We start from the raw sequence: 9,322 nt of genomic DNA, 5'->3' as shown, positions 1-9,322 counted from the left end.
ATTTACGGAAAAAGTCCAAAAGAAGAGGGGGTTAAATAGATAATTTTTAACATTTTTTTGTTTAATTTCAATGATGTTTGAAATTCTAACATATGCGAATTGATTTTCTTAAAAAGAGTCGATCTAAATTTAGTTCAATATTTTTTTGTCAATTTTGGTGCCCTCGAGCCGATTCGAACGGCTGACCTGCCGCTTAGGAGGCGGCTGCTCTATCCAGCTGAGCTACGAAGGCAAGGTTGGTATTATCAACGCTGAGCGTTAATTATTCAAGCGAATATTTGTTGAAGAATAAACGCTGGGTTGTTGTAATCAATTTTAATCATTTTTTTAATCCCTTTATTCTCTAGTACAAGAGATGGAAATCCACTTGTGCCAAGAGATTGGCATAGCTCGATATCACCCTCTAGTTTTGTTTGCGTGGTATTTGAGTTTAAGTCTTTGATAAACTGCTGTTCATCTAACCCAATACTGACACCTAGACTAATTAAAGTAGCCTTGTTAGAAGGGTTCTTTGCTTGTAAGTAATAAGCCTCTTGAATGGCGTTAATCATGGAAAATTCAAATTGATTGCCTTGATTTTTAGCAGCAATGACTGCCCGACAAGCGGGGTAGGTAGAGCGTACTGGCGTGCAATTTTCCCAAAAGTCGTTATTAAAGATTGTGCCTGGAATTTCTCGTTCTATCTTGCGCCAATTTTCTTGAATATAGCTACACATTTCAGTAGACATAATTTCATTGCTATCTGGTGCTAGGCCGCCCAATACATACTGAATTTTAAGACGATTGTTGATCTGTAATTGCACTTGTTGCCAAGTGTTATTAAATCCCCAACACCAGGAGCACATTGGATCATAAATGTAGTATAAAGTCGGTGAATTCATCTGCTAAATTTGATTAAAAAGCGTAGAATATATACTACCGTAATTATTACAAATGGAGTTGCTACATGAAGCTAAATACAATGTTACTAATCCCTATGTTAGTTGCTGCTCAACCCGTGGTTGCAGGCAGCTATACAGACACAGCTACCGTAGTATCAGTTGATAAAATATATCGCACTCACACGATTCGTGAACCATATCAAGATTGCTATATTAAAGAATTTTATCAAACTCAAGGGGATGGTTCAGCTGCTAATGAAATCATGGGTGGTATTTTAGGTGGCTTAGTTGGTAATCAGTTTGGTGGCGGTGATGGTAAAGATGCTATGACAGTTGCAGGGGCTTTGTTAGGTGCGTCTTTAGCTCATGATGACGAGTTAAAGAAGTCTAATAAGGCCACGCTAGTTAGTCGTGAAATTTGTGAAACAAAATACCGTGAAGAATCTCAAAAACGTTTGAGTCATTACCGAGTTTAGTATGAATACGACGGCCGTATTTTTACTTATACTACCAAGAAAAGACCTCATGGAAAGGCTGTCAAAGTCAACGTCGAGATTTCTCCAAAATAATTAAATGGCAGTAGAAAAAACCTACGAGCAAGTAAAACAACTTGCAGAGCAGGGCGATGCCCAATCTCAATATGAGCTAGGACTTGCTTATGACTTAGGTATGGGTGTTGATAAGGATTTAACTAAAGCCTTTGAATGGTATGAGAAATCTGCCACCCAAGATTATGCAAAAGCACAGTATAATTTGGGCATTTTTTACGCCTTAGCCAAGTCAGTTGATAAGGATATTGAACAATCAAAGTACTGGATCAGAAAAGCTAATGAAAATGGTTATTCTGGTGGTAGTATTTTTTAAATAGGAATAGTCATGAAAGATATTAAGATTGAAGACAGATTAATTTTTGCATTAGATGTGCCTGAAGTTTCTCAAGCAAAAGACTTGGTTAATCAGTTAGATGAAAGTGTTAACTTTTACAAAATTGGTATGGAAATGCTAATGACTGGTCAATATTTCCAATTGATGGACTGGTTAATTGCTAAAGATAAAAAAGTATTTGTTGATCTTAAATTTTTTGATGTACCAGAAACAGTGGGTAGAACTATTAATCGCCTTAGTCAGTACGGTGCAACCTTTGCAACTATTCATGGCAACCAAGGTTTAATGGAAAAGGCTGCTGAAAATAAAGGTGATCTTAAAATTCTAGCGGTAACAGCTTTGACAAGTTTAGATCGCGGTGATCTTGATGACTTAGGTTTTAAGTGCGATGTGCAAGATTTGGTAATTTCACGTGCTAAACGTGCTTTTGAAGCAGGTTGTGATGGTGTGGTATCTTCAGGTCTTGAGGTTCCATTTTTAAGAGAGTATGTTGACAATAAATTGATTGCTGTTACTCCAGGTATTCGCCCAGTAGCAAATGATGATGATCAAAAACGTGTGGTGGATGTGGCAACAGCGTTTAAGTCTGGCTCTGATTATATTGTTGTAGGCCGCCCAATTAAAAATGCGGACGATCCGTACGCAGCAGCTAGTAATATCCAAGATATTATTAAAACCTGTTTCTAGTTTTAACCCCTCTTTACGCAGTATTTATATTTGTTTACGAGGTATAATTCTGCATTCGTTGTTAGCAATCTGCTAATAGCAATCTTTATAGTCGCGTAACTCAGTTGGTTAGAGTGCCAGCATGACATGCTGGAAGTCGTCAGTTCAAATCTGACCGTGACTACCATCTCTCTTCTACAATTTATTGTTTTAAAGCTTATATTTTTAGTTTGCAAAAATGTATACTTGACATCAATTTATATTTATCAATTAAATAGTAAACTTACATGCCTAAGGATAACAGCCAACTAACTAAAAATAAATGGCAAAAATTGATTACATATCGGAATAGCTAGGTGAGAAATGAAGAAGCTTGTTGAGATTAGTTTGAGATTTTCTTTATCTTCAGTTTTGATTTTATCAACAGCGACTGTTGTTGCTGAAACTAGTCTATATGATCGTGGACAAGATTATTATTATGGTCGTGGCGTGGAGCAAAGTTATACAAAGGCATTAAGCGCTTTTGAACATGCGCTAAAGTTGCATGATCTAGATGCTCAAACTGCTTTAGGTATCATGTATATTCAAGGTCACGGTGTTGAGCAAGATGACAAAATAGGGATTGGTTATTTGCAAGAATCAGCTACTGCCGGTCATGCAAAAGGCCAGTATGTTCTAGGTAGTATGTATTATTTAGGCATTGGGGTTGAAAGAAATTTAAAAACAGCTCACCAGTGGATAAAAAAATCTGCCAACCAGGGTTATGCAGATGCGCAATATAATTTGTCGCAAATGTATGAGCAAGGTAACGGGGTAAAGAAGAATGCATTATTAGCGAGTAAATGGAAAATTGAGGCAGCTAAATCTGGCAATAGTGATGAGCAGTATCGTTTAGGTGTGGCTTATGCAGATGATGAGGATTATGAAAAGGCATACGAGTGGTTGTTTAAATCTGCTAATCAAGATCATGCACAGGCTCAAGAAAAATTAGCATCATTAATTGAGCAAGGTTTTTTCTTGTATAAGTTTGGTGGCATAGGGGGCGCTCAACAATCATTTGATTGGTATCAAAAGTCATATGAAAATGGTAATACCAACTTAAGTTATAAACTGGCCTCACTCTATGATTCGGATCCTAACCAGAATTATAGAAAATCACATAAGCTATATCAACAGGCAGTCAAACAAGGGAATTTGGCAGCTTATCTAGACATTGCTAGACATTACGAATTGGGCCAAGGTGTAAAAATAAGCCCATCTAAGGCTTACAACTTTACAATAGCCGCTGCCAGAAAAGGGCACCAGCCTGCCTGGAGTAAAGTGGCAGATATGTATCTACAGGGCACTGGCGTTAAGCGCTCTATTAAAAAAGCTAAATACTGGTTAAAGAAACTTGAAAAAATAGGTGATGAGCAAGCTATTCAGCAATTAAAAGACTTATAAAAATGGCAAGAATCGGCCCGTTTTTTGACGGTATTCTGGGTAATCTTGGAAACGTTCAGACAATAACTTTTCTTCTAAGTTAGATTTTAAGATTAGATCAACAAATAGAATTAGCATGGTTATTTGAGCAAATAAATGTGAATTGCTCAACATGAATGCCAAACATAACAATAAAACGCTGGTGTACATAGGGTGTCTGGCAAAATGATAAACCCCTTTTGTTCGCAATTGGTGAGTCTTTTTCAGTTCTGGGAGGATATTAAGGTTCTTAAGCTGCATAGACACGACAGCGCTTAAACCAATAACAATAGCGGCAATAGTTAACAAATATTCCATTAGAGCAAAATTATCAGTCTGTATATTGAAAACTAGATAAATAATACAGCTGAATTGGATAACAACGTAAATCATCACAAGGCTTGATTGTTATAATGTTGCTATTATCTCAAAAATATTAGATCTAAACATGCAAAAAGCATATGACATTGTTATTATTGGCTGTGGCCCAGCAGGACTTAGCTTTGCCAGTTCAATGATAGACGAAAATGTTAAGATTTTAATGGTGGAAAAATCCAGTGTAGAGTCACTATCTACACCAATGCCTGATGGTAGAGAGATTGCACTAACGCATTTATCCTTAAAGATTTTAAAGAAGCTAGGTGTTTGGGATTTGGTTGACCAATCAGAAGTTTCTTTATTACGAGAAGCAAAAGTATTTGATGGTGATTCACCTTCGTTATTAAACTTTAAAAGTGACGACTCTTCAATTGAAGCGCTTGGCTATTTAGTGCCAAATTATCAAGTTAGAAAAGCCCTTTATCAGCGGGTAAGTCAAGCTGACAACATAGAAATTATCACTGATGCTACTGTTGATAATGTGGAGTATTGCAATGAATACTCCAAGGTTATTTTTACCGATAATAACACTGTTGAAGCAAAACTGGTGATTGCAGCTGATAGTCGCTTTTCTAATATTCGTCGTAAAGTGGGTATTCCATCATTGATGAAAGATTTTTCTAAAGTGATGATTGTTACCAAAATGACACATGAACAGTCGCATAATAATATTGCATTGGAGTGTTTTGATTATGGTCAAACATTGGCGCTTTTGCCGATGGTAGGCAATGCTTCATCAGTAGTGTTAACGGTTAAAACTGATCAAGCTCAAAAGATGCTTGATATGAGTGAGCAAGACTTTAATGAAAAAATTACTCAAGATTTCAAAGGTGAGTTGGGCGCTATGATGCAAGAGGGTAAAAGACATTCATATCCTTTGGTGGGCGTACATGCGCAAACTTTTATTGCAGATCGATTTGCTTTAATTGGCGATGCTGCTGTTGGTATGCACCCAGTTACTGCACACGGATTTAATTTAGGCTTAAGAGGGCAAGATATTTTGACTACTTTGATCAAAGAGGCGCTTACCCACGGTCAAGATATCGGCTCCAAACCCTTGTTAAAATTATTTGAAAAGAAACATATTAATTTAACACGACTGATGTTTTTCGGTACAAATGGCGTTGTTGCATTATTTACCAACGATGCACCTGTGGTTAAACAAGTCAGAAAGATGGTTTTAAAATTTGCTGAAAATTTCCCACCGATTAAGTATTTAATTTCTAGTCATTTAACTGAGGCAAAAGCTAATACTTCTTCGCCACTATCTAAAGTCTTAAACAAGTTACCCTTCTAATGCAAACTGATCTTAACGCAATGAGACGAGAATTTACCAGTAATGGTATTTCTCGTCAACAAATGAATGGCGATCCTTTTGTGCAGTTTGAACTATGGATGAAGCAAGCAAGCGAAGCAAACTTAACCTTGCCTAATGCCATGAGTCTGGCCACTAGTGATGCAGATGAAGTGAGCATTAGAACTGTTTTGCTAAAGTCATTTGATGAGCAGGGTTTTGTTTTTTTCACTAACTACAATTCGAAAAAATCACAGCAAATCCAATCCAATCCAAATGCGGCCTTATTGTTTCCATGGCTGGACCTAGAAAGGCAAGTTAAAATTTCCGGTACGGTGGAAAAAATTTCAACATTAGACTCTATAAAATATTTTTCATCACGTCCGAAAGACTCTCAATTAGGCGCTTGGGCATCGGCTCAGTCTAGTGGCATCTCCTCTCGACAAGCGCTATTAAGTCAGTTTGAGTCAATGAAGAATAAATTTAAACAAGGCAAAGTTCCATTGCCTGATTTTTGGGGTGGATATAGAGTCATCCCTCATAGAATTGAATTTTGGCAGGGTAGAGAGAATCGCCTACATGACAGATTTGTTTATATTAAAGCAGGAGAGAATTGGACGATTGAACGTCTAGCGCCTTAAATTTTCCATTACTTTTTGAGTATTAGGTTTTTTACCTGTCCAAAATTCAAAACTACTGGCCGCTTGTTCTACTAGCATGCCTAATCCGTCGACGATCATTGATGCATTGTTAGCTTTAGCCCAATCCATAAAAGGTGTCTGTTTGCCATACATAAGATCGTAACAAATAGCACCATCAGCACAACCGTTAGCAATATTGGGCATTTTTCCATCAAGCGAAGCACTCGTTGCATTGATGATGACATCAACAGGCTCGTTCTTGATTTTTTCTAGGCCAAATCCACAAGTATTGCCGTATTGTGCAAAGTCTTGTTGTAATTGTTGGGCCTTGCTAGCAGTACGATTAGCAATCATGACACGCTTTGGATTTTCTTTTAGTAATGGTAGTAAGATGCCTTGTGTTGCGCCACCTGCACCTAGAATTAAAATTGTCTTGTCTTTTAAATTAACACCAAGATTGTTAACCAAGTCGTTAACCAGCCCTATGCCATCAGTGTTTTCACCAACTAATTCAGATCCTTCAACTTTGATAGTGTTAACTGCACCTGCAGTTTTCGCATTAAGCGTAAGTTTTGTTGCGAAATTATAAGCGTCTAATTTAAAAGGTACTGTGATATTGAAACCAGTAGCCCCTTCATCGATAAATTGCTGAGCCTTGTGATTAAAGCCATCAATGGGTGCCAATATTTTGTCGTAATTAACCTCTATACCGGTTTGCTGTGCAAACTCAGCGTGAATAGTAGGGGACAAGCTGTGCGCTATTGGGTTGCCAAATACTGCTAAATTGTACATAGGTCTACTCAGGTTGTTTTGCCTCTTGCTGCTTAACTTCGGGTTGTTTTGAAGCCGATGAACTAGATTCTGATTTTTTGCTAGAATTCTGTGTTTTGACTTCAGGTTTTGGCTTGTTTATCTGCTCATTAGTAGGATTTTTTGGTGCACTATTTGCTTGAGTGTTATCTTGCTTATTACCCTGGTCTTGTTGCTTAGGTTTGCTCTGTTGCTTAGGCTTATTTTGCTGTTTTTTACCTTGGCCTTGTTGCTTAGGCTTGCTCTGTTGTTGTGCCGGATTGTCAGATTTGTTTTTATTACGATTTCTGTTCCGATTTCTGTTCCGATTTTTATTATTAGAATTTGCTTTTCGTTTATTCGGCTTTTTCTTTTTGCCAAATAATGCAGCCTTGATTCTTGCAAATAAAGAGGGTTGTTCCTTTTCTTCTTTGACGGTCTCAGGTACACGCGTATTAGGGCGATTCATATCAATTGCTGGAATTTCAGATTCATCAGCCAGTCCATTTTCAGCCAATGTTTGTTGTGGTTTTGAAATGCCTTGATAGCTTTTGTGTTGTGATTTTTTACTGCCTTTTTGTTTGTTAATTGTGAAGTTTGGAAACTGCATGTAAGGATTGGGCAGTAGCGTAATTTTGATATCATGCTTAGCTTCTAGATTAGCGACATCTTGACGCTTTTCATTGAGAATATAAGTGATTACTTCAACGCTAGATTGAATGGTTATTTTTGCTGTTTGGTTGCTGGCATTGCAACCATCTTCTAGCTGTCTAAGAATAGACAATGCCAGTGTTGGAATGGTTGGTGTTGTACCACGACCATGACAAGCAGGGCAAGACTTTTCAACCGATTCAGTGACAGAGCTCATTAAGCGTTGTCTTGACATCTCTAAAAGTCCAAACTTAGAAATATTGCCAATTTGGATGCGAGCACGGTCTGTTTGTGTTGCTGCTTCCATAGCTTTTTCAATGGCTTGTCGATGCTCTTCAGTGGCCATATCAATAAAATCAATAACAACCAATCCACCAATATCTCTAAGTTGCAATTGGATAGCAATTTCTTTTGCCGCTTCTAAATTTGTATTGTAGGCAGTTTCTTCAATATCAGAGCCTTTTGTGGCGCGAGCAGAGTTAATATCAACTGCAGTTAAGGCTTCTGTTGGATCAAATACAATGGTTGCGCCACTGCGTAAAGATACTTCTCTATTAAATACGCTTTTAACTTGATTTTCAACACCCATATGGTTGAAAAGCGAATGTTCAGTGACATCAAAAAATTTAATTCGATCTAGATATTGTGGCAGTACAAAGCTAACAAATTCTTTAGCATTTTGGAATGCTTCCAATTCATCAATAATAACACTGTCTGTATCAGCACGAAGATAGTCGCGCAAGGTGCGAATAATAATGTCACTTTCTTGATAGATTAAGAAAGGTGCAGTGCGTTTCTCTGCTGCTGTATTGATAGATTTCCAAAGATCAGATAGGTAGTTTACTTCCCATTGAAGCTCTTCTAAACTTTTGCCACTGCCTGCAGTTCGAATGATTAGACCCGAGTTTTTAGGCATGACAATTTTACCAATGATTTCTTTTAATGATTGTCTGTCAGAGGAGGTTATTTGACGGGAAATACCATGACTTTTAGGGTTGTTTGGCGTTAAGATCATATAAGCGCCAGCCAAGTTGATATAAGTACTTAGAGCAGCACCTTTGTTGCCACGCTCTTCTTTTTCAACTTGTACAATAATTTCTTGACCTTCTTTTAGAACATCAGAAATAGTTAGTTTAGAGCCTTTAGGTGTTGCACCATTGTACAGAGTTTCAGCAACTTCTTTAAAAGGCAAAAAACCCTGTCTTTCTTTGCCGTAATCGACAAATGCTGCTTCTAATGATTGTTCAACTCGTGAGATCTTTCCACGATAAATATTGCCTTTAGTCTTTTTATTAAGACTGGTCTCTATGTTAAGTCCAGTTAGTTTTTTGTTTTTGACAATGCCAACTCTGATTTCCTCTTTGTGAGTTGCATTGATTAAAATATGATTCATGATCAAGTCCTTGTTGTGGGGGACTTAAGTACGCACATAGGCAATCAACACTCAAGTGCTGATTTAATATTAAAGTGTGATTTGTGTTCATCATAAATGATAAAAAACCTTTCTTTACAAGGGTTTATCAACCCTTTTCAGGTCTGGCTACTCTGTCGCAGAAGACCGTGAATTATTCTATTATGTGGCAATAATAAGCCCAAAATATTATTTTACTTCTGTGGTTTTTCTTCTTTGCACAGAGGTATTTATAAATTCTTTTTTGCTGATTAAAAAAAATATC

At 37.2% G+C, this 9,322-nt stretch carries 10 protein-coding genes and 2 tRNA genes; 7 read left to right on the top strand and 5 right to left on the bottom strand.

Features of this window, described 5'->3' with window-relative positions; genetic code table 11:
* Positions 1-155 precede the first annotated feature (155 nt).
* Positions 156-232 (bottom strand) — tRNA-Arg (locus tag P8M52_RS02720).
* Positions 233-266: 34 nt separating this feature from the next.
* Positions 267-881, bottom strand: a complete 615-nt coding sequence (locus P8M52_RS02715) for a DsbA family protein (RefSeq protein WP_300306945.1) — start codon at positions 879-881, stop codon at positions 267-269.
* A gap of 65 nt (positions 882-946) precedes the next feature.
* On the opposite strand from P8M52_RS02715, the gene P8M52_RS02710 reads away from it, so the two are divergent.
* From P8M52_RS02710 to P8M52_RS02690, 5 genes are all read left to right on the top strand, one after another.
* Positions 947-1,357: a glycine zipper 2TM domain-containing protein gene (locus P8M52_RS02710; RefSeq protein WP_300306943.1), complete on the top strand. Its 411-nt coding sequence runs from the start codon at positions 947-949 to the stop codon at positions 1,355-1,357.
* Between the two features lie 97 nt (positions 1,358-1,454).
* Entirely contained in the window at positions 1,455-1,745 is a 291-nt protein-coding gene (locus tag P8M52_RS02705; RefSeq protein ID WP_300306941.1) for a tetratricopeptide repeat protein, read from the top strand.
* 12 nt (positions 1,746-1,757) lie between these two features.
* Positions 1,758-2,453, top strand: coding sequence for an orotidine-5'-phosphate decarboxylase (pyrF, locus tag P8M52_RS02700; RefSeq protein WP_300306938.1), 696 nt, complete (start codon positions 1,758-1,760; stop codon positions 2,451-2,453).
* Positions 2,454-2,542: 89 nt separating this feature from the next.
* Positions 2,543-2,619: transfer RNA gene (locus P8M52_RS02695), tRNA-Val, on the top strand.
* A gap of 176 nt (positions 2,620-2,795) precedes the next feature.
* Positions 2,796-3,875, top strand: a complete 1,080-nt coding sequence (locus tag P8M52_RS02690) for a tetratricopeptide repeat protein (protein ID WP_300306935.1) — start codon at positions 2,796-2,798, stop codon at positions 3,873-3,875.
* On the opposite strand, the gene P8M52_RS02685 is transcribed toward P8M52_RS02690, so the two are convergent.
* Complete coding sequence (locus P8M52_RS02685; RefSeq protein ID WP_300306932.1) at positions 3,870-4,286, bottom strand: isoprenylcysteine carboxylmethyltransferase family protein; 417 nt, start codon at positions 4,284-4,286, stop codon at positions 3,870-3,872. The genes P8M52_RS02690 and P8M52_RS02685 overlap by 6 nt on opposite strands.
* Positions 4,287-4,341: 55 nt before the next feature.
* Here P8M52_RS02685 and ubiM point away from each other — a divergent pair, with 55 nt between their 5' ends.
* Together ubiM and pdxH are read left to right on the top strand one after the other, a co-directional pair.
* Positions 4,342-5,568, top strand: coding sequence for a 5-demethoxyubiquinol-8 5-hydroxylase UbiM (gene ubiM / locus P8M52_RS02680; RefSeq protein ID WP_300306929.1), 1,227 nt, complete (start codon positions 4,342-4,344; stop codon positions 5,566-5,568).
* Complete coding sequence (gene pdxH, locus P8M52_RS02675) at positions 5,568-6,206, top strand: pyridoxamine 5'-phosphate oxidase (RefSeq protein ID WP_300306926.1); 639 nt, start codon at positions 5,568-5,570, stop codon at positions 6,204-6,206. The genes ubiM and pdxH overlap by 1 nt, the downstream gene beginning before the upstream one ends.
* On the opposite strand, the gene aroE is transcribed toward pdxH, so the two are convergent.
* Positions 6,195-6,998: a shikimate dehydrogenase gene (gene aroE, locus P8M52_RS02670; protein WP_300306923.1), complete on the bottom strand. Its 804-nt coding sequence runs from the start codon at positions 6,996-6,998 to the stop codon at positions 6,195-6,197. The genes pdxH and aroE overlap by 12 nt on opposite strands.
* Positions 6,999-7,002: 4 nt before the next feature.
* Positions 7,003-9,039: an Rne/Rng family ribonuclease gene (locus P8M52_RS02665; RefSeq protein ID WP_300306919.1), complete on the bottom strand. Its 2,037-nt coding sequence runs from the start codon at positions 9,037-9,039 to the stop codon at positions 7,003-7,005.
* Positions 9,040-9,322: the final 283 nt, after the last annotated feature.

The sequence above is a fragment of the Candidatus Thioglobus sp. genome, from assembly GCF_029243085.1.
GTDB lineage: Bacteria > Pseudomonadota > Gammaproteobacteria > PS1 > Pseudothioglobaceae > Thioglobus_A.
This window is presented reverse-complemented; position numbering and strand designations above follow the sequence as displayed.

Excerpts from the sequence above, each read along its gene's own strand:
- P8M52_RS02715 (WP_300306945.1), bottom strand. The coding sequence starts at position 881 with ATGAATTCACCGACTTTATACTACATTTATGATCCAATGTGCTCCTGG.
- P8M52_RS02710 (WP_300306943.1), top strand. The coding sequence starts at position 947 with ATGAAGCTAAATACAATGTTACTAATCCCTATGTTAGTTGCTGCTCAA.
- P8M52_RS02705 (WP_300306941.1), top strand. The coding sequence starts at position 1,455 with ATGGCAGTAGAAAAAACCTACGAGCAAGTAAAACAACTTGCAGAGCAG.
- pyrF (WP_300306938.1), top strand. The coding sequence starts at position 1,758 with ATGAAAGATATTAAGATTGAAGACAGATTAATTTTTGCATTAGATGTG.
- P8M52_RS02690 (WP_300306935.1), top strand. The coding sequence starts at position 2,796 with ATGAAGAAGCTTGTTGAGATTAGTTTGAGATTTTCTTTATCTTCAGTT.
- P8M52_RS02685 (WP_300306932.1), bottom strand. The coding sequence starts at position 4,286 with ATGATTTACGTTGTTATCCAATTCAGCTGTATTATTTATCTAGTTTTC.
- ubiM (WP_300306929.1), top strand. The coding sequence starts at position 4,342 with ATGCAAAAAGCATATGACATTGTTATTATTGGCTGTGGCCCAGCAGGA.
- pdxH (WP_300306926.1), top strand. The coding sequence starts at position 5,568 with ATGCAAACTGATCTTAACGCAATGAGACGAGAATTTACCAGTAATGGT.
- aroE (WP_300306923.1), bottom strand. The coding sequence starts at position 6,998 with ATGTACAATTTAGCAGTATTTGGCAACCCAATAGCGCACAGCTTGTCC.
- P8M52_RS02665 (WP_300306919.1), bottom strand. The coding sequence starts at position 9,039 with ATGAATCATATTTTAATCAATGCAACTCACAAAGAGGAAATCAGAGTT.